Annotated in this window: 20 protein-coding genes; 14 read left to right on the top strand and 6 right to left on the bottom strand. The window is 44.3% G+C overall.

The features are described from left to right. The first annotated feature begins 28 nt into the window (after positions 1-28). Positions 29-1,294: a peptidoglycan DD-metalloendopeptidase family protein gene (locus AACU28_RS06670; RefSeq protein WP_121602624.1), complete on the top strand. Its 1,266-nt coding sequence runs from the start codon at positions 29-31 to the stop codon at positions 1,292-1,294. Positions 1,295-1,495: 201 nt separating this feature from the next. Here the strand turns inward: AACU28_RS06670 and AACU28_RS06665 are convergent, their stop codons facing one another. Together AACU28_RS06665 and AACU28_RS06660 are read right to left on the bottom strand one after the other, a co-directional pair. Continuing rightward, positions 1,496-1,816 carry a heavy metal-binding domain-containing protein gene (locus AACU28_RS06665; protein WP_004730185.1) on the bottom strand — a complete coding sequence of 107 codons (321 nt, stop codon included), beginning with the start codon at positions 1,814-1,816 and terminating at the stop codon, positions 1,496-1,498. A 36-nt stretch (positions 1,817-1,852) separates the two neighbouring features. Then, complete coding sequence (locus tag AACU28_RS06660) at positions 1,853-2,800, bottom strand: LysR substrate-binding domain-containing protein (RefSeq protein ID WP_102444931.1); 948 nt, start codon at positions 2,798-2,800, stop codon at positions 1,853-1,855. A gap of 91 nt (positions 2,801-2,891) precedes the next feature. Here AACU28_RS06660 and AACU28_RS06655 point away from each other — a divergent pair, with 91 nt between their 5' ends. Further along, on the top strand, positions 2,892-3,929 hold the full coding sequence (locus AACU28_RS06655) for a DMT family transporter (protein WP_121602623.1): 1,038 nt from the start codon (positions 2,892-2,894) through the stop codon (positions 3,927-3,929). A 91-nt stretch (positions 3,930-4,020) separates the two neighbouring features. Here AACU28_RS06655 and AACU28_RS06650 read toward each other — a convergent pair whose 3' ends face one another. Continuing rightward, positions 4,021-7,044, bottom strand: a complete 3,024-nt coding sequence (locus AACU28_RS06650; RefSeq protein WP_121602622.1) for an HD domain-containing phosphohydrolase — start codon at positions 7,042-7,044, stop codon at positions 4,021-4,023. 330 nt (positions 7,045-7,374) lie between these two features. Here AACU28_RS06650 and AACU28_RS06645 point away from each other — a divergent pair, with 330 nt between their 5' ends. From AACU28_RS06645 to AACU28_RS06630, 4 genes are all read left to right on the top strand, one after another. Next, the gene (locus AACU28_RS06645) at positions 7,375-8,121 is read left to right on the top strand and encodes a phosphatase (protein WP_102442205.1); all 747 of its coding nucleotides are present in this window, start codon (positions 7,375-7,377) and stop codon (positions 8,119-8,121) included. Between the two features lie 177 nt (positions 8,122-8,298). Next, positions 8,299-8,694 (top strand): cytochrome b562, encoded by a 396-nt coding sequence (locus tag AACU28_RS06640; protein WP_004730193.1) that lies wholly within the window; start codon positions 8,299-8,301, stop codon positions 8,692-8,694. Between the two features lie 301 nt (positions 8,695-8,995). Beyond that, on the top strand, positions 8,996-9,346 hold the full coding sequence (locus tag AACU28_RS06635; protein WP_121602621.1) for a hypothetical protein: 351 nt from the start codon (positions 8,996-8,998) through the stop codon (positions 9,344-9,346). Positions 9,347-9,456: 110 nt separating this feature from the next. Continuing rightward, positions 9,457-10,992, top strand: a complete 1,536-nt coding sequence (locus AACU28_RS06630) for a PepSY-associated TM helix domain-containing protein (RefSeq protein ID WP_121602620.1) — start codon at positions 9,457-9,459, stop codon at positions 10,990-10,992. A 113-nt stretch (positions 10,993-11,105) separates the two neighbouring features. Here the strand turns inward: AACU28_RS06630 and gloA2 are convergent, their stop codons facing one another. After that, complete coding sequence (gloA2, locus tag AACU28_RS06625; protein WP_012600386.1) at positions 11,106-11,489, bottom strand: SMU1112c/YaeR family gloxylase I-like metalloprotein; 384 nt, start codon at positions 11,487-11,489, stop codon at positions 11,106-11,108. After that, positions 11,489-12,421, bottom strand: coding sequence for a LysR family transcriptional regulator (locus AACU28_RS06620; protein WP_004730200.1), 933 nt, complete (start codon positions 12,419-12,421; stop codon positions 11,489-11,491). The genes gloA2 and AACU28_RS06620 overlap by 1 nt, the downstream gene beginning before the upstream one ends. A 380-nt stretch (positions 12,422-12,801) precedes the next feature. Between AACU28_RS06620 and AACU28_RS06615 the strand changes: the two genes are divergently transcribed. The 7 genes from AACU28_RS06615 to AACU28_RS06585 all read left to right on the top strand — a co-directional run bounded on the left by AACU28_RS06615 (position 12,802) and on the right by AACU28_RS06585 (position 20,203). After that, a complete protein-coding gene (locus AACU28_RS06615) occupies positions 12,802-13,395 on the top strand; it encodes a cysteine dioxygenase (protein ID WP_004730201.1) in 594 nt (197 codons plus the stop codon). Positions 13,396-13,580: 185 nt separating this feature from the next. Further along, on the top strand, positions 13,581-14,714 hold the full coding sequence (locus AACU28_RS06610) for an efflux RND transporter periplasmic adaptor subunit (RefSeq protein ID WP_102463203.1): 1,134 nt from the start codon (positions 13,581-13,583) through the stop codon (positions 14,712-14,714). After that, complete coding sequence (locus tag AACU28_RS06605) at positions 14,707-16,035, top strand: TolC family protein (RefSeq protein ID WP_121602619.1); 1,329 nt, start codon at positions 14,707-14,709, stop codon at positions 16,033-16,035. Before AACU28_RS06610 ends, AACU28_RS06605 begins: the two co-directional genes overlap by 8 nt. Next, the gene (locus tag AACU28_RS06600; protein WP_121602618.1) at positions 16,028-17,242 is read left to right on the top strand and encodes an ABC transporter permease; all 1,215 of its coding nucleotides are present in this window, start codon (positions 16,028-16,030) and stop codon (positions 17,240-17,242) included. Before AACU28_RS06605 ends, AACU28_RS06600 begins: the two co-directional genes overlap by 8 nt. A 2-nt stretch (positions 17,243-17,244) precedes the next feature. After that, positions 17,245-18,528 carry an ABC transporter permease gene (locus AACU28_RS06595; protein WP_121602617.1) on the top strand — a complete coding sequence of 428 codons (1,284 nt, stop codon included), beginning with the start codon at positions 17,245-17,247 and terminating at the stop codon, positions 18,526-18,528. A 25-nt stretch (positions 18,529-18,553) separates the two neighbouring features. Beyond that, entirely contained in the window at positions 18,554-19,258 is a 705-nt protein-coding gene (locus tag AACU28_RS06590; protein ID WP_102463239.1) for an ABC transporter ATP-binding protein, read from the top strand. 132 nt (positions 19,259-19,390) lie between these two features. After that, a complete protein-coding gene (locus AACU28_RS06585; protein ID WP_121602616.1) occupies positions 19,391-20,203 on the top strand; it encodes a helix-turn-helix domain-containing protein in 813 nt (270 codons plus the stop codon). Between the two features lie 21 nt (positions 20,204-20,224). Here the strand turns inward: AACU28_RS06585 and AACU28_RS06580 are convergent, their stop codons facing one another. Next, positions 20,225-20,977 carry an EAL domain-containing protein gene (locus AACU28_RS06580; RefSeq protein WP_121602615.1) on the bottom strand — a complete coding sequence of 251 codons (753 nt, stop codon included), beginning with the start codon at positions 20,975-20,977 and terminating at the stop codon, positions 20,225-20,227. Positions 20,978-21,345: 368 nt separating this feature from the next. Here AACU28_RS06580 and AACU28_RS06575 point away from each other — a divergent pair, with 368 nt between their 5' ends. Then, complete coding sequence (locus AACU28_RS06575; RefSeq protein ID WP_017059545.1) at positions 21,346-22,539, top strand: glycine C-acetyltransferase; 1,194 nt, start codon at positions 21,346-21,348, stop codon at positions 22,537-22,539. Positions 22,540-22,541 lie beyond the last annotated feature (2 nt).

Raw genomic sequence — 22,541 nt, 5'->3', positions numbered from 1 at the left:
GTTCCTTGTTATAACCGCTAAGTATTTTATGAAGTTCCTCCCTATTGGCCTGATCGTTATCGCTATCAGTGCATTCTCGCTTTCCGTTTTGCTCCATTTTCAATCCGAAGCACCAGAAGAAATCTCAATCAAAATAACACCTTATCAAGGTTCTCAACCGAATGATGAGGGATCCATTGAATCGCAAGCGACTCCCAACTCTTTGGTTAAGGTCCATTATTTTGTTAAAGTTGGCGATACGCTAAGCAACATCTTTTCGTCATGGAAACTGCCTTATGAGACAGTTCAAAAAGTGATGGAAGCGGATCTTGAGTCTTTGAAGCTCGATACAATAAAGCCCGGCGATCACCTAGAGTTGCTTTTGGATAGTGACTCTAAACAACTCGTAGAGCTGATTTTCCATGAAAGTCTCGTAGAGCAAGCTGTCTTCACTAAAAATGATGACGGAAGCTTTAATTACCAATTTCATGAAATGCCTAGTGAATGGAAAGAAAAGCTCTATACGGGCACCGTTCATGGCAGTTTTTCAACGTCAGCATACAAAGCGGGATTAACAACCGCCCAGATCGCCAATATTACTCGAACGTTGAGAGACAAGATTAACTTCTCAAAGCAGTTAAGAGCGGGCGATGAGTTTAATGTGTTGGTCAATGAGCAATACACAGGCGACCATCTAACAGGAAAAACAGAGATCCAAGGCATATCGATTAGGTTACGAGGTAAGGAAGTGGCCGCGTTTCTTGCTCCAGATGGACGCTTCTACGACAGAGAGGGTAACAGCCTTGAGCAAGCGTTCAATCGCTACCCAATAGACAAACAATTCCGAAGAATTACTTCGCCATTTAACCCGTACCGTAAGCACCCAGTGACCGGACGTATATCTCCGCATAATGGTACTGACTTCGCAACACCCGTAGGGTCGCCAGTTTATTCAACCGGTGACGGTCGAGTTATTGCTATTCGTAACCACCCGTATGCGGGGAAATACATAGTGATTGAACATAACAGTGTTTACAAAACTCGCTATCTGCATTTGAGCCGATTCTTGGTTAAGAAGGGGCAACAGGTTAAGCGTGGGCAGAAAATTGCGTTGTCAGGCACGACTGGTCGCGTAACCGGGCCGCATTTGCATTTTGAAGTACTGGTGCGTGGAAGAGCTGTGGATTCGATGAAAGCGAACTTACCTTTAGCGAGTTCTATCTTACCTGAAAATAAAGGTGCATTCTTGGCGAGAGTTGCCTCGTTTGATGACATGCTCTCCGGGCAAAAGGTTGCACGAGTAACATCAAGCTAAGTATCAGCTTATAACCGTTCTAACCCTCTGGCGGCTAATCATCAAAGGGTTGGAACGAGTTTTCATTAGGCTGCCTGATTGCTCAATAGCTTAATAGCTTAATAGCTCAATAGCTTAATAGATTAGGTGCTCAACATCTTATGTGCCCAAGTGATCATGTGTTGAGATCTTAAGTGACCAAGCGATTGAGCGACTAGGCGATTAAGCGACGACAACCGCCGTGCCGCTCGCTGATACCATCAACATGCCATTACCCGTCCCTAATACTTCATAATCTATATCGACACCTACCACCGCGTTGGCACCCGCTTCAATCGCTTTTTGCTCCAACTCTTTGAATGCGTAGTTGCGTGCTTTTTCTAATTCTTTCTCGTAGGTGCCAGAACGTCCACCCACAAAGTCACGAATTCCTGAAAACATATCTTTGAAAACGTTCACCCCTAGAATGGCTTCTCCGGCGATAACCCCTTTGTAATCGACAATGCGTTTGCCTTCAACAGATTGAGTGGTGGTAATAATCATAATGGCCTCTTGTAAGCTTGCTGAGTTGTTACTCGTTTATTGATTGATAGTTTGGTCTTGTTCTTGAATGTCATCGTTTAGTGTTGTCTCTGAGCGTGTGAATTCATGCCTCAACCATGTTCTCAGTTTTAGCACACTTTCTTGTTTTAATTTGTTTTTTGGGCAAACAAAATAGAAATCTTGGTGTGGGTTCGCGACGGGTTCGCCCAGCTCTACTAGCATCCCATGGCTGATGTCATCTTTCACAAACAAGCGATGCGTTACCAACACACCTAATGAACGAATTGCAGCTTGCACGGCTTGAATCGAGACATCGAACGTCAAGTTACTGTGGAACGTCGGCATTGGTATTTGGTAATGATCACACCACACCTGCCAGTCATGCTGTCGCCTTGGGTTAAAGGCACCAATGGTTGGGTTTTGTTTCACCAGTTGTTCAACGCTTAACCCCATTTGGTTTTTCAATAGTGCAGGGCTGCACACCAATACAAGATCATCGTCACCGAGCTTTTCGCTGTAATATCTGTCCCACTCGTTAGGTTTGCCATGTACGAGGGCAATATCGACACCTTCTTGTTCGATATCGAAAGGGCCTGTTAATGTCGAAATACGGATATCAAGAGAGGGAGCAAATGCTTGGAATTCGGGGACTCGAGGGATCCACCAGTGCATCGCGAGTGAGTTCACCATATTGAGAGTGATACGGTGATCGTTAGGTGTTCTGGCAAGCTCTTCGGTCGCCTCTATCACTTGCTCAAGTGCGGGAGCAACTTTGCGGTAATAACGCTTACCTGCGGCATTAAGAACAACACGACGGCCGACTCGTTGAAACAAAGGCTTGTTGACCAGTTGTTCTAACGACTTTATGGATTGGCTTACCGCGGAGTGACTGACGTACAGCACCCGCGCGGCGTCGGTCATGCTGCCTGTTTCGGCAACAGCAATGAAAGCATAAACGGATTTAAGCGGAACGAGTTTTTTCATTGGTAAGTTTTCCTTACAGTTATGGTTAATATTACTCGCTATTTTTCATCACGTCACGCTTCTAAAATAGGTGTCATAGGAGGTGATAATTATGTCTGATATTACCAAGGCGACGACTTTCATGTTGTTGTCGACGTTCAGTTTGTCTTTGAGTGGCTTGATGGCCAAGTATCTATCTGAAGTGATGCCAGTCTCGTTACTCAGTTTTGTGCGTTTTTTGTTACCGAGTCTGTTCTTATTCTTATTCTTGATGTTTTACAAAATAACGAAACCTTCACTCGATATGTGGAAACCTTTAGTGATGCGAGCGATCTTTATGGTGGCGTGTCAGTGGTGTTTCCTTACTTCACTACAAACCTTAACGCTGGTTGAAGGTGTGGTGTTATTCAGTACGGGTCCGTTGTTTATTCCATTGTTAGAAAAATTAATATTCGGAACCAAGATTCATACAACGACTATCGCATGTTTAGCAATTACATTTTTCGGCGTAGTGATGATGGCAGGGGATTGGTCGCAGTTTGAGTTTGGTTCGGAGTTCTTTAGACCTGCACTATTGCTTGGACTTCTAGCGGGTGTGTTTAATTCTGGCTCGCAAGTGAGTCTGTACCGAGCATCTAAAACCAGCCTGACACCAGCAGAGCTTAACGCATGGACCTTTTTAGTCGCGGCAATACTCGTTATACCTATGCTAGTGTTTACTTCTGTTTCTGCTGTACCAGATGTACTTAAGGGGGATAGTGTGTATGGAGCTTTAACGACTTTGCTATCGTTTGATGACTTACGTTGGATTGGACTTGGTGCATTTGGACTCGCACTGTTTACCATCAATACTCAAATCTTCCGCTCCAAGGCTTATAAGCTTGCAGATAGTGGCTCCCAGTTGGCACCACTGATTTTTACTAACATGCTGTTTAGCGCCTTATGGCAGGGTTTGTTCTTTGATGATGTGTTTTCTACTCAGCAGATGATTGGCATTAATCTGATTGTTGTGGCGAGTATCACCAACACGCTATTAGCAAAGAGACACAGCAAAGCAAAAGCCAAGCAAACACCGCGAGTCACAGTGACTGTAGCTACGGTAACGACTGTAGTGGACGTTGCGGTGTTGGATTCTGCGGCTAAAAGCTAATCATTGGCCTTATAGGCTATAGGCTATAGGCTAAAGACTAAAGATTAAAGATTAAAGACTAAAGACTAAAGACTAAATGGTTAGCTCAAACTTAAAACAATGAGCGTATGTACTCTTTGACTCGGTCGATGTGTTCGTTTGGTTCAATCTCGCAACGCTGTTTAGTCTCTAGGAATCGCTCAGCGTATTTGTCGTAGATTTTGTTTTCTAAGAACAGCAAATACAGCTTGGGATCGATATGACCGCTGGTGGCCATGTCGGTCATGATGTTGAGTGATTCGCTTAGGAGTTTGCCTTTCTTATACGGGCGATCACTAGAGGTGAGCGCTTCAAAGACATCAGCAATGGCCATCGCTCTGGACGGTAGAGGTAATTGGTCTTCGCTTAAGCCTCTTGGGTAGCCCTTACCGTCGATACGCTCGTGGTGTCCGCTGGCGATATCCGGGATATTCTGGAGGTAAGACGGATAAGGCAGTTTGTTAAGCATGGTGAAGGTTTGAATAATATGATCGTTGATCATGAAACGTTCTTCATCGTTTAACGTGCCACGACGAACTTTCAAGTTGTGCAGTTCACCTTGGTTGTATTTGACCTCTCCTGGCTTAAGCACAAACGCTTCTTGCCATACATCAGCAGGGCTAAAGCCATTGTCCCACGGTATTTTATGCTCAGGCTTATCGGCAAGTAGCGGTTCCATCACCGGTAGTATTTGGTCTTTTCTTGCTGGCTCAGCTTCACTCTTCTTTGTCGTGTCTTGTTGTTCATTGAATCTCTCTTTTTCAGACCAAGATAACCCTAGCTGATCGTCGAGTGTTCGTTTCCATTGGCGCTTGGCTATTCGGTCTAAGCGTTCTAGTTGTTCGTCCGTCATCGACTCTCCACCAAGGTTACATTCAGCAACAAAGGCAAATTCTTCATCCAATTCTGACAAGCTTTGTTCGAGGATCTTAAGCTGATCCTCTTGAAGCGCTCCGTTCGCTATAGCTTTCCAGTAGTCGGTTTCAGCCTGTTGTTTTAACAGTTCGAAACGCATTCGCACTTCGTGGATTCGGTCGTAAATGGTTTCAAGTTTTGTTGCCTTGTCTACGACATACTCGGGTGTGGTTACCTTGCCGCAGTCATGAAGCCAAGCGGCGAGCATTAACTCTTCCCACTGTTTACTATCCAATGAGAATTGCGGGTAATAACGGGCATCATCAATGGTTGCTTGAGTTAGCCATTTGGTGAGCTCAGGCACTCGTTGACAATGCCCGCCCGTATAAGGTGACTTGGTATCAATCGCCGATGCAATCAACTCGATAAAGGCATTAAGCATGTCTTTCTGTTGCTGCATTTGGTCAATGTTATCTTTGGCTATTTCCGCAAAGCTGAGCAGTTCTCGTAAGAAGGCGTGCTTGTCTGCCTGCATCTTGGTAATCGGTCTTTCATAGCCAATTGCGACGATACCCACCAACAGCTTCTCACGGTTTAATAGTGGAAACAGGTACAGATCTGAATTGAAGATCGAATCTTGGTAATAGTTGAGAACATTGTCTTCTCGGTTTAAGTGGATTGTTTCTCCAGATTTAAGCTGGCACAGCAACCAAGGGGTGTGCTTGATGAAGTCATTGATGTCGGCCTTAAAGGGAAGAATAGCGAGGTTCGCGGCCGTATCAAACACATCTTTCTCTTTTGATTGAGTGAAGAGGACGATGGTTTCTGCTTTGGTAATTAAATAGCTTTGATGAGCAATATTTTTGGCTAATATCGAAAACTCCTGATTACCTGCCGTGTCTCGAAGTAGCGTAATAAGATCATGAAGCGTGTGTTCCATCAGCTCAATTGAGTGGGCGAGGTTAGCCACTTCTTGAATCATGCTTTTGGGATAATGAGTTCGCCTGAAGTCAAATCGTGCGATGTTGTCGGTGAGTTGCATCAGTGTATTGAGTGGCTGAGACAGTCTATTAGCAACAAACCATACGATAGCGAAGCAGATGAACAGCATCCCAATCGCGACGGCGACTTGCTTGTCACGCATCGAGATAAGATCAGAGAGCAACTCATTGTGTGGCGTAGCCTCTGCCAAATATAAAGTGACATTCTGAGTGAGCTCAACAGGCGTTAGCGTTAATGCCCAAGTGTTTAAGTTGTACTCAACGTTTTTTAGGTTGAGGTTTAATTTCTCCTCGTCGGAGATAAGTGGTGCTATGACGGATGCTTTCAATGCTTCCATCTGTTCACGTTTGGGCACATTAAAGAAGCTTTGGTCTTGCTCACTGCCAGAGAGTTTCCCTGTCGTTTGGTTATTCGTTTTCTCAGTTTTACTTGTGTCGTTAGGCTGGGAGGTAAGCTTGGGAATCGATAGATCAAGTTGATGTTGGCCGAGAAGATTGAAATGTTGATCGAATAGAGCGAGTCGGGTTTGTGGAGAGTAGGCCAATTCACTGATCTGGGAAGAGAGAGATTTCAACGTGAAGTCGGCACCAACGACATGCTTGCCATCCAAAGAACGTCTAGAAAGCGTGATGCCATTGGTTTGCAGGAAATAGAACAGGTAGGGCTCAGAGAGTTGTATTGAGCCGTCAGGCTTTGCGTTACGAAACCAAGGTCGAGTCGTGGGGTTGAACTTACTCTCGGCTTGTCGGGTACTGATCACTTGGTGTGCGCCATCGAGAAAGGTAATAAAGTTTTCACCATCTAGATTGGTGCTGCTGACCATCATGGTCGCTTTGGCGGGAGCGTTGTTGTCGGCTCTCTGTTTAATGGAACTCAGAGGGCGAAAGATTCGGAAATTGCCATCTTCAGAGCCATAGAACAGAGCGACTAAATTGGTATTTTGTTTGAAGATGATATCGACCGAAGCAAGCCAAGATTCTTTTTCGACGGAGGAGGTTTGATGAGCAACAAACGGGCTCACTGCCATCACGTTTAAGGTTGTGATGACTGGGGCAATAGCTTGTTTAAATACCGATTCCAGCTTATCGCGATGTTCATTACTGACTTCGCGCACGGTGCCTAAAAGCAGTTCTTGAGAGTGCCGATAACTTATCGAAATCAGTACGGTACCGACAAGAGTGGTCAAAATTAAGAAAAGGCTAGTGATGTGGATACTCAGCGGATATCGTCTTCTTCTCATCTAACACTCCAGTTTGTAGACTGGTTTAAGTATTGACGAACTTGGGTAGGTTGCAAAAAATTGGCGTAATTACCGAGTATGTTCGATTTTACTTAGATAAGAAAAGCGTTAGTGTCGTCTGGTTAGCCACGTATTATCGTGCTGTGTAAATGAACTCACAAGAAACCCTTATGTTTAGGTGCTAATTGTCACTTTCAGCTGATAAACTGGTCGAATTGTTGCCATTAAGCACTCCTTTTCAGAAAAAGGTGCAGGCACTCCTTTCCAGACAGAGACTCTGAGTTACTTTCTGAAAAACGTTTTTTGACCAAGCGAAGAGAGCATTGATTCATGGAACTAAAAGTAGATACCCACACCCACACATACGCAAGTGGCCATGCTTACAGCACGCTGATCGAAAACGCGAAATCGGCGAAGCAAAACGGTTTAGCCATGTTTTGTACTACTGATCATTCAGAATCAATGCCGGGCGCGCCACACTATTGGTTCTTCAGCAATCAGCGTGTGCTCCCTCGTTTTATTGAAGATGTCGCAATTATTCGAGGTGTTGAGTCAAACATCATGAACACACAGGGTGAAATCGACATTCATCCGAGTGTGGATAAGAACCTGGATTGGGTGATCGCGAGTTTTCATGAGCCAGTATTTCGCCCATCGGATGTCGCTACCCATACAGAAGCATTGTTGAATGTGATTAAAGGTGGTCGAATTGATGCACTTGGTCACTTAGGAAACCCAAATTTTGATTTCGATTTTGAAGCTGTGATTCAATGTGCGGCGGAACATAACGTTGCGATTGAAATCAACAACACCACACTCAAAGGCAATAGCCGAGTTGGCAGTGTTGACCGCTGTTATGAGATTGCAAGAATAGCGAAAGAGAAGGGTGCGTTTATTACCACAGGTAGCGATGCGCATTTCTGCGTAGATGTCGGTGGCTTGGACTTAGTCGCTGCATTGTTAGATAAAGTAGGTGTGGATTCGAATAAAGTGGTCACTCATTCGCCACAGCAGTTTTTGGCATTTTTAGCATTGCGTGGCCGCCAATCTATTGCTGAATTTTCGGTATTTGAGTGATGGAATGTCCGTTACTTTATACTTTTTAGTCATTGGTTAGCTAGCTAGTTTGCATTTCGACACAATCAATTTTTGTGCCCGACGGATTTTTGTATACACTAGCCGAAAATAATAAAGTCGAAGTGCCACAACAACGATGGCGCTATCTTCAAAGACATCGCTTCACCTGGAGAAACAATGAAAACTCGCTCAATCCTTTTATCTGGCTTAATCGCTGCTTCGCTATTGTCTGGCAACGCTTTTGCTAATGTTGACCTTAAGAAAAACATGCAAGAAATGAAGCTTGCGTTCAAACAAGCGGCAGAAGCTCAAAACATTGAAGAGATGCAAAAGCCTATCGTACGTATCGACACGCTAGTTGCTGAGCTCAAAACGGGTGTTTACCCAATTGAGAAAGAAGAACACTTCATGGAAGGTTTCAAAAAGATCAGTGCATCGATTGATAGCATTGAGAAGAAGCTAGACCAAGGTGAATTTGAATCTGCACAGCAAGAGCTTCGTACTATCGATGGCCTTCGTGAAGAGTATCACGAGAAGCGTAATCCAAGCATTTGGAGCAAGATCTTCGGTTAATCTGCTAATCAATTGAGTTTGCTAGATACGTAACAAAGAGCAAAACCTCAAGATTCGATTTCTAAAACGCTGCCTTACATTATTCTTATCAAGAAGGTGTAAGGCGGCGTTTTTTATTGTCTTTTTTATAAACAGTTTGTTATGTAGAGTTTCGCCACATTTTCTTGGCTCTTTCGTTGTAACCAGTTATTAACTAAAAAGAGTGTGCGTTAGCTTCAATTTTTTAACCTGATGTTAATCTTTACGTTTACCTATATAACAAGTGCCTCATAATAAGGGGAATTTATAAAGATTAGGAATAATGCGCCGAACCTCGTTCAATTTCTCCATATTACTCGCTACAGCATTAAGCTGGGTGCTAGTGACGTTAATGCCTGTTATCAATGCTCATGGTAATAGTGCGGGAGTATGGGCGTCGTTATGTACGGTCAACGGCTTTGAACTGGTTCAAATTGAAGAAGGCGAGCCCAATACTCACAAAGGAAAGCCGTGTCCCTTTAGCCATTTTTCCACGTTTCATCAAGACGAACTTCCAACTACACTACTGACGACTCGACTGAGTTCTATTGTCTCAGACAGCTACGCTTTTTTGGCTCTAAGCGAACGCTACACGAGACAAGCCCCGCGCGGCCCTCCCTTTGGTATTGCTTAAACCTAACCCACTAAAATAATTAAAAATAAAGTATTAAGTAAAGTTAAACATGCTCAGATTACTTTCTGATTTTTCAGAAGGTATGTTTGCGTGTGTCAAAGGAAATAATAATGTTGAGAAATGAATCTCAAACCCCTGCGAAAGCACAAGCGACTTCGCAGTCTACAAGCAGTGCAACAACCGGTTCGGAAACCAATATAAAAAGCAAAGACCGCAATAAAACTCTCAACTTCCTCACTTGGCGCTGGCACTTCTATGCCGGGCTATTCGTTATCCCGTTTATGCTAATGCTGAGCATTACAGGCTTGGTCATGCTGTTTGATGATGAAATCGAATTGGCTTTCCACCACGAAGCCATAGAGATTGTTGCATCGGGCGACCCTATTAAGGTTTCACAACAGTTAACTGCAGTGCAGAATCAATACCCACAAGGTACGGTGACACAGTTTGTACCGAGTAAAGTCCCTGATCTTGCGAACCGATTTTCTGTATCACTTGAAGATGGTACTTCCGTTTTCGCCACGGTGAATCAATACACTGGCGAAGTGGTCGGAGAAATTCCACGCAGCGATAGCCTGTACCAACTCGCGAATGACATCCACGGCACTTTGTTGATTGGTGATTGGGGTGATTACCTAATTGAAGTCGCAATCAGCTTATCGATTTTGCTTCTTATCAGTGGCATCTACTTATGGCTACCAAGAGATAACGCGAGCCGCGCTGGTTTTCTTAAGCTTCGATTTGGTTCAGGAACGCGTATTTTAATGCGTGATCTGCATGCGAACATCGGTGGAACACTGTCATTCATTCTTCTGTTATTTATTCTATCGGGATTATCATGGACTGGCTTTTGGGGCGGTAAGCTAGTGCAAGCATGGAGTACGTTTCCTGCTCAAATGTGGGACGACATTCCCCTGTCTAATGAAACGCATGCTTCTTTAAATCATGGCTCTGAAGAGGAAATGCCTTGGAACCTAGAGCAAACGCCACTGCCTTTGTCTCAAGATAAGCCAGCAGAACACGTCCACCAAGTAGAAGAAGCGTCTGAAGCTCATGACCATTCTAAGATGGATGAAGACCACTCTCAGCATGTGTTGTCAGCTAGCAGCTTCGAGATTGATGACGTTATTGAAAAGGCACACTTACTTGGCTTTACGCAATATAAAGTCAATTTCCCGCGTTCAGAAACGGGTGTTTATACCGTGGCCGCCAGTACTATGGGAGGCGATATCATCGACCCAACCCAAGATCGCACAACTCACCTCGACCAATATTCAGGGCGCATTCTAGGAGAGGTGACGTGGCAAGATTACAATTTATTCGCCAAAACCTTAGCCGTCGGTATTTCTCTGCACCAAGGTGACATCAGCATCATCAACAAGCTTCTAAACGCGTTGTTCTGCATTGCGTTTGTCGTTGTGTCGGTGACTGGTGGAGTCATGTGGTGGATGCGCAGACCTTCAGGCCAAAGGAAGTTGGGAACGCCACCGAAGTTTGGTGATGCAGGCTTATGGAAAGCAGGCTTGGTGACTGTGGTTGTTATTTCGGTACTGTTTCCACTCGCGGGTGCAACGATTGTGACTGCAATGCTAATGGATTGGTTACTGTTTTCACGCGTTGAGAAATTCAAGACGGCCTTGAGTTAATTGACACGTAAACGGGCTTTCTCGACTTGAGAAAGTCCGTTTTATTAATCAGATGAGCACTTCTTCTATGAGGAAGACTTTAGACTTGGTACAGCTCTAGATTTGATAAAGCTTTAGATCTGATAAAGTTCTAGCGGTAGGCCGTCTGGGTCTGCGAAAAACGTAAATGATTTCCCCGTAAATTCATCAACTCGAATCGGTTCGACTTCAATGCCTTGTTCTTCCAAATAGCTTTTGGCATGTTGAACGTCATCAACACAAAAAGCCAAATGTCTCAGCCCTTGAGCTTCCGGAAAGCTTGGTCTTTCAGGCGCATCAGGGAAGCTGAATAATTCTATTTGAGCGCCATTAGGCAGTGCTAAATCAAGTTTGTACGACTGGCGCGCTTCACGATAATTCTCAGCAATCACTTCAAGCTTTAAAACTTCCGTATAAAAGCGTTTAGAAACTTCGTAGTCCGAGCAAATAATGGCGGCGTGGTGTATTCCTTTCAGCATCAGTTTATTTCTCCTGCCAATTTGTCACCCAAGTGCTCCATCGCGTAATCAATGAATACACGCAGTCGAGCGGGCATGTACTTGGTTTGAGCAAACTGCATCGCGATAGCGCCATGGTAATTACTCTTGATGGTCCAATCTTCCAATACTTGAACTACAGAACCTTCAGCTAATGCATCTTGAATCACGAAGTCATGAAAAATACCCACACCAAGCCCTTCTTTCACACCTTTGAGTCGCATCTGAGAGTGGTTCACAGCGTAGCGTCCGCTGACGGGGACTGTGTAAAACTCATCATCTTTAAGAAAGTCCCAAATGTGGTCTTTATCTGTTTCTGCAAGGTATAAGCAGTCGTGCTCAGAAAGCTCGGTAGGGTGGTGAGGAATTCCTTTGGCATCTAGATAGTCGGGGCTCGCACATAACACGAGGTTCGTTTTTCCGAGTTCTTTCAATACCAAACTCTCGTCTGGCTTATCGGTAAGGCGAAACGCAATGTCTATGCCTTGGCGCAATATGTCGATGTCGCCATCAGCCGCCCTTAGCTTGAGTTGAATCTCTGGATACTGATTTAAGAATGGAACAACGAAAGGCTGCAATACCGAGTTCAAGAAGGCTTCTGGTGCCGCTACTGTAATAGAGCCTGCAGGTTCAGTATGGTCAGAGGTAGACAGCTCAACCGCTTGTTGCGCCGCATTAATCATGACCACGCTTTGGTCGTATACCAACTGGCCTGCTTGCGTGATGATCAATGTACGAGTGGTACGTTCAAACAGCTTTACTGAGAGTGCTTTTTCTAGACGTGTGATCAATTTACTCAACGCTGAAGGAGTCACGCCTAGCTGCTTTGCTGCGGCGGTAAAGCTACCTTCATTCACAACTAAGATAAACGAGGCGAGATCGGGAAGTAGGGCGATGAGTTTTGGGTTAATCATAAGTATCCAGTTAGACTGATTTCAACGGTGGCCATGATCTTGATTGTGAGTGATTTCTTCTGATTTGTGAATCAATTTCATTAATTGATACGCGCAATAGTAGTCGTGATGGAAGCCGTTCTTTTGTTGTTCCTATTTCATATTACTCAGTTATTCAGATCTCAAGTCAATATGGCGATTCCGTTGCTTCAAATTGGTTGTTAGATGCTTTTGTTATATGAATGTAAATACTTGTGATTGCTTGTTAAATTTCATTTAAACGGTGTTAGTATCCTCCCAACTTGTGCTGAATCGAATCAGCCATATTTCATCGTTCGAAGAGAGCTTTCAACTTCAACTTCGAGTTCGGAAGAGCAAAAACATAATCAGAGGTAAGTATTTTGCAACGTACTGATATCACCCCAACGCAATCTCCCGCGTTAGCCGCGTTAATTAATAACGATTATGAGCTTAATTTCCAAGAGTTTATGGACCAAATACAGCTGGCGAATAAACCCATGTCTCTGGCTTCCATTCGGTTCATATTGGATAACATCGAGCTGAGTAAAGAAGAGATCAAGTCGTTGGCGAGTTTTGATAAAGAAACATACTGTCGACAAAGGCTTTTCAAAAATGACCACTGTGAAGTTTTAATTTTGAGCTGGCTTAACGGGCAAAGAAGTAAAATACACGATCATTTGAATACGTCTTGTGGCGTAAAGGTTCTACATGGGCAAGCAACGGAAACCCTGTTTGAAACGGCGGCTAATGGTCATATTTTTGCTTCTCAGTCGACTCATTTCCAAGAGGGCAGTGTGACCGTTAGTAAAGATAATGATATCCATCAGATATCGAATCTACAGGCTGGAGATGAACCGCTCATTACGTTACATGTGTATTCGCCCCCTTTAAGCCAATTCCACCTCTATCAGCTAGAGAGCGGTAAGCCGGAGCTGCTCGACATACAACAAGAGTGCTGGGCCTACGAGATTTAAAGTGCGTTAAACGGAGACAACTTTCTACTTAAATGGTCATGATAAGGCTAAAAGGAGGCGTAGAAAGTCTGTTGTTTAATTTTGCTTTAACGCTATGCATTATAAAATTTTATACTATTTATGAACTTCGCATATCCACGGTAGTCATAGGGCTCACAAATATAAAATAATGAGCTGGATAAATTATGACTAAACGTGGGTTAGTGTCTGTGGCATGTGCCACGCTGCTAGGTGGAGGTGCGTATTTCTATTTTCAAACTTCAACACCTCCTGAAGCCTTTCCAACCCTAACGGTTGCCACGGGGACGATCGAAAAGCAGGCGGTTGCGGTGGGGTATATCGTTCCCGCTCACTCTGTGTCTATCAAATCTCAAATCGACGGGATCGTTGGTGAAATCTATGCCGGTGTTGGTGAGTACGTAACGCAAGGTCAGCCGCTTATTAAGGTTCGCCCTAACCCTACCCCGAAAGCGTTGACCGATGCCTCGACCGAATTGATGCGAAGTGAGGCGAACATTGAGTCAGCAAAACAACAACTCGCTAATCTGCAGAGTTTGGTCGAACAAGAAATCATTCCTAAGAACTACGACGAATATGTGACTGCACGTTCCAATGTGAAATCAGCACAGGCTGACGTTATGCAAAAACGTCAGAACCTAGAATTGATTCAAAGCGGGGAGTCGACAATTGGTAACTCTCGCCTAACCTCAACCATTTACGCTCCGATAGACGGTACGGTGTTGAATCGAAAAGTCGAGGTAGGAGAACCGATTATTTCTACTGAATCGAGCCAAGCGGCAACAGAAATGATGTCATTGGCCGATATGAACAGCCTGATTTTTAAGGGCAGTGTTAGTGAGCATGATGCAGCCCAACTTACTCCGGGGATGCCAGTAACACTGACCGTTGCACCTTACCCAAGTATCGAAATAGAAGGGGTACTGACTAAGATTGCGATTCAGTCTGAAAGTCTTAACGCAACAGCTGATAGTAGTTCGGGCAAAAGTTTTGATAACGGTTTTGAAGTCGAAGTTGGCGAGCTCAAAATACCTCAAGACGTCCGATTACGTTCAGGGTTCTCATCATCTGCTCAGATAATTCTAGTTAAATCAGAAAATGTACTCACTCTACCAGAGCGCGCACTTCAATTTGAAGGCGATAGCCCTAACGTATTAATTCCAGACAGCTCAGAACAAGGCTTCCACAAACAAGCGGTAAAACTGGGCCTATCCGATGGCATCAATGTCGAAGTCATCGAAGGTGTGGAGTTAGACGAAGCCGTCATTGACAATAGTATGATGGGGGCATCACATGGTTAAGCCAGCGCTGTTTAGTTGTTCACAGCGATTAGATAAACCTCTGTTACCTCGTAAATCGCCCCTGTTGAGTATAGGCAGTTTGCTATTAGCAACTGTACTTAGTTGTCCTTCATATGCCATTTCTATTGAACAAGCATGGCAGCGAGCCAAACAGACGGATCCTGATTACGAGAAAGCCCGAATTGGTGTTCAACTCGGTGAGAGTTCGGTGGATTTAAGTCGCAGCTCTTTATTACCCGCTTTAAGCGCGAGCGCTTCAACAGACTGGAGCGAAGACCGCAGTAGTTCAAATCGTTATGGTGCAGAGCTGTCTCAGGTTATTTGGGACAGTAGCCTTTGGTCTGAATTAGATAAAGCACAATCAGATTATCTGAAATCCCAACTGGAATTGGCTCAAGCACATAATGATTTGGCGGCTAAGTTACTTCTGGTTTATCTCGATATAGGCAGCGCCCAAGGTAACTTACAGCTCACCAATAGTAAGTTAGAGGAAGGCAGCAAGCTGCTAAAAATCTTCGAAAAGCGCTATCTAGCAGGCAAAGTGAAATCGATTGATGTGGAAGAGATGCGTGCTAATCAGTTGTCTGACAAAGCCAATATTCTGCGAGCAAAGGCAGGGTTAGAAAGTAAAAAGTCAGAGCTGGAAGCGCTGATAAACCAAGCTCCTGATTCAGTAGATCAAATTCGTACTGAGAACTTGGTTGAGCCTCCTATGCTGGTGGCCTCTCAGCAGCAGTGGCTTGAGTTAGCGAGAAATAATAGCCCTGAATTACTGGTTGCCATAAAAGGCGTTGAAGCGCGTGAGCTAGACAAAAAGTCCGCCCAAGGAGGTTATTATCCAACAGTTAAAGGGCAAGTGGGCTATAACGACAGTGATCGGTTGGACAACGGTGAGTTTAACGCGGGTTTAACTCTTAGTGTTCCTATTGATTTAAATGGTTCAACACGCGCCAAAGTGGATCAAACTTCGCTTAACTTGTTGACGGCTAAGCAGGATTTACGAAAGGTTGAAATAGACATCAAGAAGCGAATTGATCAGAACTTTACTCAAGTGAAACTCAACTGGGAACGAGTGTTAATGGCGCATGATGTTGTAGCGTCTCGCGCAGAGGTGTTGAGTAGCAAAGAAAAGTTATACGACGCGGGTTTCCTAGAAGCCTCAGATGTTATCAATGCACATAACAGCTTATTTGATTCAAGGTTCCTTCTACAGACCAACTTATATGATTATTGGCGTCAGAGAATTGGCCTACTACAGACAACCGGTAAATTAGATGATGAAGCGATGGCGCTGATATCTAAGGCGTTACACCATGGTTAATCTTTTTCTTCAGACTTGGCAAACGTTGTTGGCGCATCGGATGAAAAGTGCCTTGGCTATTATTGCAATTTCATGGGGCGTACTGTCTGTTGTTGTTTTAATGGCGCTAGGGGAAGGCTTCTATCGTTATCAAACGAAGTCTTTCTCATTTTTGGTCAATGATACTCAGGTTGTATTTCCCTCTAGTACGAGTAAACCTTGGCAGGGCTTGCCCTCAAGGCGTGAAATAAACCTTGAACAAGATAAAATTGAGCTGATCCAGCAGGCTGGTTTTGTTAAAGAGGCGTCTGCTGTTTACCTTAAATGGGATACCAGCGTGACGAACACTCAAGGGCATGATATTGGCAGTATGGTGAGTGGTGTTGCTCCCTCTTATTTTCCTATCTCACAAAATAAGTTGCAGCCTGGTTCACGAAATATTTCGGTGACGGATATGGAAAACCACACACGGGTGGTTGTATTGGGTGATCGAATTGCTCAAATGGGCGGAGTCGACATTGGCGATCATATTAAGATAAACGGTATTCCATTCTACGTAATGGGTGTGATGGTCGATAATGAAGGAGGGATCTCTTTCGGTGAGAGTCGACGAGTTTTTGTGCCCCAAACTACTTATCTTGATCTCTGGAAAGATAAGCCATGGCAACTGCTATTAAAGCCTGTAGAAACCATGGATTCCGCATCGTTTAGACGTAACATTGTTAATTTTTTTGCTAAACAGATGCACTTTGACCCTACTGATAAAGATGCGGTCTATCTGCCCGACTTTAGTGAGGGTGGAGACGTGATTACCGGTATTTTTCGTGGTATCCAAATATTCCTGACGACCAGTGGCGCTATGACTATGGCGGTTGGCGCTTTGGGTGTGGCTAATATCATGTTTCTCTCTGTTACGGAAAGAACTCGAGAAATTGGCGTTCGGCTGGCGATTGGTGCAACACAGGGTTCCATCATGTCTCAGTTTATTATTGAGGGGCTTATCTTAGTTACCTTAGGATCCATCGTGGGATTAATGGCGTCCTTAGGTACGGTTTATTTGCTTGGCTCGATGGCGTTACCTGAATGGATTGGATCACCTGTTATCACGTTAAGCTCGATTGGAATGGCGTTAACGGTGACACTGATTTTGGCGTTCTTAGCCTCTTACTTTCCTGCAAAACGGGCGTCTCGTCTAACTCCTGTTGACGCACTCAGTGCGAGGGCTTAATCATGCTATTACCGATGAGACAAATCTTTCAGGAAATGTCTGCAGAAAAGCTACGACTTGGGCTCACGATTCTGGCTGTTGCGTGGGCAACCTTGTGTATTTCAGCGATGCTATCGGTGGGAGAAGGCATTAGGCAAGGCGTGCTTAAAACGGCACAAAATGGCAATGGTAATTTGATTTATCTATCAGGGGGGATGGCTACGGTTGATTATGGATCTTTTCATCAGGGCAAGCCGCTGACTCTAACAGTAGAAGATACGAAAGTTGTAGAGGCTCTGCCTAACATCAAAGCTGCGGTGCCGACAGCTGTGTGGGATGAATCACTTACTGTTGGGGAGCGAGGGTCTTGGAAAAAAGCGTTAGCCGTAACGACTGAATTTCAATCGGTGACGAATCTCAAGACACGACCTGGAGGGCGTTGGTTTAATCCTCTAGATCAAAAGCAACAACGCAAAGTTATCGTGTTGGGTTACCTTTTAGCGGCCGATTTGTTTAACCCTAATGAAAGCTTTAGCTGGTTTGCTACTGTCAAATTAGAGGTCAATCCCGTGGGGAAAACAGTAAAAATTGGCAGCCAAGAGTTTACGGTGATTGGTGTACTAGAGAAAAACAGTGCCAAGGTTGAACAGGGAGATAGCATCAATTATTCGAGCTTTGTTCCTTTCTCTACATGGCAGCGTTTTAATATCAACGGAGATATCAGTGGTATCAACGTTCAACCTCATCATGGTGTCGACAGAGTCAAACTTGCAGATACGATTCGTCAGGTTATTGCGCGTAAACATGGTGCCAGTGTCAGTGATGAGCAGGTCGTTCAGGTTGAGGATATGTTTCTCAAACAAAAAACGATGCAACAATTCTTAGTTGGTCTTCAGGGGTTCCTTGGTGTGATTGGTTTTATCACTTTGGCAGTGGCGGGCATAGGTATTGCTAACGTGATGTATGCAACGGTGAAACGATCCACACGAGATATTGGCGTGAGAATGGCGGTCGGTGCTACTCCAGGGATGATTCGCATGCATTATCTGGCTCAGTCATTGATGACTATGATGATGGGCGGTTTATTGGGCTTAGTAATCACTTATACACTGATTGCTGTAATTCGCTCTTTAGAGCTTGAAGGCAACATGTTTTATGAGCGTCTTGGTAAACCTGTGCCTGAGCTTTCATGGTTGGTTGTCACCATTGTTGTTTTGACGCTGGTGGTTATTGGTGTCGCTGCGGCTTGGCTTCCGGCTAATCGTGCGGCGAAAGTGACTCCGATGGAGGCACTACAAAGTGAATGATGAGATCAAAGACAGCGGAGAAACCATGTTTAACAAATTCTTAGTGGAACTCTCAAATATCGGTAAACACTACTCAAACGGTGATACTGAAATACGTGCATTAGACGGTGTCGATCTCTCGATTGAGAAGGGAGAGTTTTTGTCTATTTTAGGCCCGTCAGGATCCGGTAAATCAACGCTGATGAATATGCTTGGTTGCCTTGATAAGCCGACGGAAGGGGAGTATCAACTGGATGGAAAAAATGTTGCTGCGTTGAGTGCCAATGAGCTTGCAGGTATTCGGAATCAAAAAATTGGTTTTGTATTCCAGAGTTTTAATTTACTTGAGTATGCATCTGCATTGGACAATGTTGCTCTGCCTCTCGTGTACTCAGGGATCAAAGCCAAAGAGCGTCGTAAGCGTGCGGCGGTATTACTTGAACAAGTAGGGTTGGGCGATCGACTTGACCATAAACCGAATCAGCTGTCTGGTGGTCAGAAACAGCGTGTCGCTATTGCTAGAGCTTTGGTTAATGATCCTCAGATTATATTAGCTGATGAGCCAACAGGGGCTCTGGATTCCAAGTCTGGCGCTGAGATAGAGGCTTTGTTTAATCAGCTTCATGCTGAGGGTCGAACATTGATTATCGTGACGCACGATAACTCGCTGGCTGAACGAACTAAGCGCATAGTGACGATCAAGGACGGTAAAGTATTGTCTGATCGCCAAGGGTTACATTGCTCAACCTAGAACCTAGAACCTAGCAGCTTTCGCTTAGAGCCACTTCCTCACGAAGTGGCTTTTTTCTTAAGTGTTTAACACTGATCTTGTACGGACGATATTGAGTGAACTACACTGATAAAAAAGCTAGGTAAGTAACAGATGAATAAAGAAAATTTCCCTATAGAGTTAAAACGACTTCGTGAATCAAGCTCTATTTCACAGGAAGAATTTGCAGAGTTGCTTTCCAACTCTCATAGAGCGTTTTTTGGTGTCAATCAGGTGATGGTCAGTCAGTGGGAAAGGGCAAAGACGCTGCCTAGTTTTGTTCGTCGCCTTGGTATCGCGAGTTTCTTTCAGGTCGACTATGATTTTTCGGTAGAAGAAATGGTGCAAGTCAAAGCCGCAACAAAGAATATGGAACGTCCGTCTAATGCCGATATTGGCTACGACTATGAGGTCACAAGCGTAGAGTCATACAACATGGGTTTGCTTCCTGCGAAAAGGCTTAAGTCGATTCAAGGGATGCACCTCAAAACTTATGGCAAAGACTTTATCGAGGTTGCTCAGTATCTCGGCGTGAAAAAAGACGATATGCAGGTGCTTTGCTTCTTGTTCGAGGGAGTCATTATTGGTCATGTGGTTTACGATGGCCTCAGTAAGATGCTTTGCAGTGTTGGCGCGGTTAGCATCGTGATTCGACGCAAGATCTTCGATTACATGGCAGATAATTTGGCAGGCATTGAATTTCGCTTTCCGACTCTTGATCCTGCTATGTGCCAGTTCCTGTATGACCTTTATTTAGAACCTTATATGAGCAAGCTCGGCATGCCGTTTTTCAAGGCTGATATAAAGAAACTAGTGAATAATCCGTTCTCTCAAAACATCCAAAACAAACACGATATCTACTTCAAGTATATTCGATATCACGACCTTAAGCAGAAGAAAAAAAGCGTCGAGTTTGTCTTAAGCTAACGTTACTTAAGCTCCAACTATCTACATGACGAATCTAAGATCAGTTAAAGGCAGTGGCTTTGAGTATAGAAAGCCTTGATAGCTGTCAAAACCTAGCTGGTGGATTAGTTGACGTGTATCTGTGTCTTCAACGCCTTCCGCAACGGTTTCGATTCCAGACTCTTTGCAGTACGCCAGAGTGCGCTTAACCAAGTCGGAGCTTGCTGGCTCAATACTGTTCACAATCGATTTATCGAACTTCACTTCATCGACATTAAGGCTCATCACCTTATTCATATCTGAATGGCCAATGCCAAAGTCGTCGATTGATATTTTAATGCCGAGAGATTGAAAGCGTTTAATCTGCTCACAAAGTTGGTCATCGAACTGATCATTTTCGCTGAGTTCAAAAGTAAGCTGCTTTGCTTTGAACGAGGTGTTCCAAAGCAATTCACGAACTTTCTGCACGTTATCAGGGTTCGCCAGTACTTTCTTACTGATGTTCACGGCTAAGTTTAGATGAACAGAAAGCGATTTGACCTCCGTTAGAGATTGCTCAAGCACACTAAAGAAGATTTCTTCTTCATAACCCAATGCAAACGCACGTTCGATAAACACGCCCGGAGAGAAAATCCCTTCTTCTGGAATATCTAAACGAAACAGCGCTTCAACCCCAGTCACTTTCTCGACACTAGGCTGAACCTTTGGCTGATAAAAGCAGGTGTGCCAGTCATTCTTGAAAGCTTCTTGTATGGTGTTGTCAGATAGGGTCATTTGCTTGGTTTCTCTTCTCATCGTGTTTCATTTGTATAGCGGCGTTGCTGGTGAGCATTCTGAGAGAAGCGGGCATTCATCACTATATCGTTCTGAGATGAAAAATTTATATTCGATATGAAAGCGAAATTAGACACGAACGGAAGGGGATTTGACGTTAAAAAGAACAGGTAAGAAGCGTTTATGTGCCCTGCGTCACTGGGATGAACTATTATTAGTGCCTGTGATTCATTAATGTTTTTCCAACTAAAGGGATAATCGAGAAGGGGATGTTCAACTAGAATAGGGGTATAAGTTTTACAGTGTAAATGATCGAATTGAAATCGTTTACATCCCCTACATAATGCGGCGCACGATGCTGCTGAATAATAATTAGGAAGGAATAGACAATGTCTTCTGCATTTTACCAACAGATTCAAACTCAAATCGAAGAAGTTAAAGAAGAAGGTCTTTACAAGTCTGAGCGCATTATCACTTCTGCACAAAAAGCAGCGGTTTCTATCTCGACTGGTGAAGAAGTACTAAACTTCTGTGCAAACAACTACTTAGGTCTTGCTAACCACCCAGCTCTTATCGAAGCAGCTAAAGATGGTATGGATCAGCACGGTTTTGGCATGGCTTCAGTACGTTTCATTTGTGGTACTCAAGACTCTCACAAAGAACTAGAGCAAAAGCTATCTACGTTCCTTGGTAAAGAAGACACTATCCTTTACACATCTTGCTTTGATGCAAACGCTGGCCTATTCGAAACGATTCTAGGCAAAGAAGACGCAATCATTTCTGATGCTCTAAACCACGCATCTATCATTGATGGTGTTCGTCTGTGTAAAGCAATGCGCTTCCGTTACTCGAACAACAACATGGAAGAGCTAGAGCAACAACTTATCGCAGCTAAAGAAGCGGGCGCTCGTCACACACTAATCGTAACTGACGGCGTGTTCTCTATGGACGGCGTAGTGGCTAACCTTCCTGCTATCTGTGACCTTGCTGACAAGTACGGCGCACTAGTTATGGTTGATGACTCTCACGCAGTAGGCTTCATGGGTGAAAACGGCGCGGGTACTCACGAGTTCCACAACGTTGTTGACCGTATCGACATCATCACAGGTACGCTTGGTAAAGCAATGGGTGGCGCTTCAGGCGGTTACACTTCTGGTAAGAAAGAAGTAATCGACTGGTTACGTCAGCGTTCTCGTCCATACCTATTCTCTAACTCTGTTGCACCAGCAATCGTATCTGCGTCTATCCGTGTTCTAGATCTTCTTGCGGAATCAGGCGACCTACGCACTCAACTATGGGAAAACTCTGCTCACTTCCGTACTCGCATGGAAGCAGCTGGTTTCACTATGGGCGGTGCTGACCACGCAATCATCCCAATCATGCTGGGTGATGCAAAAGTAGCGGCTGAATTCGCAGAGCGCGCACTAGAGAAAGGCATCTACGTTGTAGGCTTCTCTTTCCCTGTAGTACCAAAAGGCCAAGCTCGTATCCGTACGCAAATGTCTGCTGCACACTCTCGTGAGCAACTGGATCGCGCAATTGATGCGTTCATCCAAGTTGGTAAAGACATGGCTATCATCTAATT

Origin of the sequence: Vibrio sp. SBT000027 (assembly GCF_963894355.1) — a bacterium.
GTDB classification, from domain to species: domain Bacteria; phylum Pseudomonadota; class Gammaproteobacteria; order Enterobacterales; family Vibrionaceae; genus Vibrio; species Vibrio splendidus.
The sequence above is the reverse complement of the archived record's forward strand: the minus strand, read 5'-3'. Positions and strand labels throughout refer to the sequence as shown.

Coding starts and splice junctions, on each gene's coding strand:
- AACU28_RS06670 (WP_121602624.1), top strand. CDS start 29: ATGAAGTTCCTCCCTATTGGCCTGATCGTTATCGCTATCAGTGCATTC.
- AACU28_RS06665 (WP_004730185.1), bottom strand. CDS start 1,816: ATGATTATTACCACCACTCAATCTGTTGAAGGCAAACGCATTGTCGAT.
- AACU28_RS06660 (WP_102444931.1), bottom strand. CDS start 2,800: ATGAAAAAACTCGTTCCGCTTAAATCCGTTTATGCTTTCATTGCTGTT.
- AACU28_RS06655 (WP_121602623.1), top strand. CDS start 2,892: ATGTCTGATATTACCAAGGCGACGACTTTCATGTTGTTGTCGACGTTC.
- AACU28_RS06650 (WP_121602622.1), bottom strand. CDS start 7,044: ATGAGAAGAAGACGATATCCGCTGAGTATCCACATCACTAGCCTTTTC.
- AACU28_RS06645 (WP_102442205.1), top strand. CDS start 7,375: ATGGAACTAAAAGTAGATACCCACACCCACACATACGCAAGTGGCCAT.
- AACU28_RS06640 (WP_004730193.1), top strand. CDS start 8,299: ATGAAAACTCGCTCAATCCTTTTATCTGGCTTAATCGCTGCTTCGCTA.
- AACU28_RS06635 (WP_121602621.1), top strand. CDS start 8,996: ATGCGCCGAACCTCGTTCAATTTCTCCATATTACTCGCTACAGCATTA.
- AACU28_RS06630 (WP_121602620.1), top strand. CDS start 9,457: ATGTTGAGAAATGAATCTCAAACCCCTGCGAAAGCACAAGCGACTTCG.
- gloA2 (WP_012600386.1), bottom strand. CDS start 11,489: ATGCTGAAAGGAATACACCACGCCGCCATTATTTGCTCGGACTACGAA.
- AACU28_RS06620 (WP_004730200.1), bottom strand. CDS start 12,421: ATGATTAACCCAAAACTCATCGCCCTACTTCCCGATCTCGCCTCGTTT.
- AACU28_RS06610 (WP_102463203.1), top strand. CDS start 13,581: ATGACTAAACGTGGGTTAGTGTCTGTGGCATGTGCCACGCTGCTAGGT.
- AACU28_RS06605 (WP_121602619.1), top strand. CDS start 14,707: ATGGTTAAGCCAGCGCTGTTTAGTTGTTCACAGCGATTAGATAAACCT.
- AACU28_RS06600 (WP_121602618.1), top strand. CDS start 16,028: ATGGTTAATCTTTTTCTTCAGACTTGGCAAACGTTGTTGGCGCATCGG.
- AACU28_RS06595 (WP_121602617.1), top strand. CDS start 17,245: ATGCTATTACCGATGAGACAAATCTTTCAGGAAATGTCTGCAGAAAAG.
- AACU28_RS06590 (WP_102463239.1), top strand. CDS start 18,554: ATGTTTAACAAATTCTTAGTGGAACTCTCAAATATCGGTAAACACTAC.
- AACU28_RS06585 (WP_121602616.1), top strand. CDS start 19,391: ATGAATAAAGAAAATTTCCCTATAGAGTTAAAACGACTTCGTGAATCA.
- AACU28_RS06580 (WP_121602615.1), bottom strand. CDS start 20,977: ATGAGAAGAGAAACCAAGCAAATGACCCTATCTGACAACACCATACAA.
- AACU28_RS06575 (WP_017059545.1), top strand. CDS start 21,346: ATGTCTTCTGCATTTTACCAACAGATTCAAACTCAAATCGAAGAAGTT.